Below are 1,037 nucleotides of genomic sequence, written 5' to 3' on the forward strand. Positions count from 1 at the left end.
GCATCGGCGTGATCGACATCGGCTCCGACCAGCTCGACCGCAGCCTCAAGGGGCTGATCCCCGACGAGGACGTGGACGCGCTCGTCCGCACAATCCACCGCAACACGCACGGCGAATCCAGCGCCGCAACCGGCGCCGCCGCCTCGAACCTGGACCTCTACCAGGTCAACAGCACGTACTATTCGGCGCTCGGCTGCAACGACCAGCACTATCTGGCCGCCCGCGCCGTGCAGTTCTTCCTGCCGGGCGTGCCGCAGGTCTACTACGTGGGCGCGCTCGCCGGCCGGAACGACATGGATCTGCTCAACCGCACGCACGTCGGGCGTGACATCAACCGCCACTACTACACCACCGCGGAGGTGGACGAGAACCTGGACCGTACGGTCGTGCGCGCGGTGTACGCGCTGTGCCGCCTGCGCAACTCGCTCGACGCCTTCGACGGCGAGTTCAGCTATGAGGCGGACGGCGACGCGTCGCTGACGCTGACCTGGACGGGCGCGACGACCCGCGCCTCTCTCAGGTATGAGCCGCGGCTCGGCGTCGGCGTGGACAACAACATGCCGGTCGCCTCGCTGACGTGGACCGACGCGTCCGGCGAGCATGAGACCCGCGACCTGCTGCACACCCCGCCGTTCGTGGAGTGACGGCGCCGCTACGGAAAGGATGATGATGGCCTCGGACAAGAAGCGACCCTCGAAACTGTACAGGCTCTTCGATAGCGAGAACGGGTTCTTCCGCATCATGGCGGTGGTGTTCGACCTGATCGAGCTCAACGTGCTGACCCTGCTGTGCTGCGTCCCGGTCGTGACGGCCGGAGCGTCGTTCACGGCGATGCACAACACCCTGTGGCATATGGTCCGCCATGAGGAGGGGTATGTGCATACGCATTTCTTCAGGGCGTTCAAGGAGAACTTCAAGCAGGCCACCGTGGTGTGGCTGGTCTGTCTGGCCATCATCATCGTCATGCTGGGCGACATCGCCATCATGGGGCAGCTCGATCCGGTCTTCCGCGGCGTGCTGTTGGTGGTGCTAGTGAT

2 protein-coding genes are annotated in these 1,037 nt (G+C 65.2%); both read left to right on the forward strand.

From position 1 onward, the window contains the following. The coding region (locus H9626_RS15610) for a sucrose phosphorylase domain-containing protein (protein ID WP_191710794.1) at positions 1–644 on the forward strand (644 nt) is incomplete at its 5' end. Positions 645–666: 22 nt separating this feature from the next. Further along, positions 667–1,037, forward strand: a 371-nt coding sequence (locus H9626_RS15615; protein ID WP_225231006.1) for a YesL family protein, incomplete at its 3' end; no start/stop codon positions are given.

Origin of the sequence: Phocaeicola faecium, from assembly GCF_014837055.1 — a bacterium.
Classification (GTDB): Bacteria; Bacteroidota; Bacteroidia; order Bacteroidales; family Bacteroidaceae; genus Phocaeicola; species Phocaeicola gallinarum.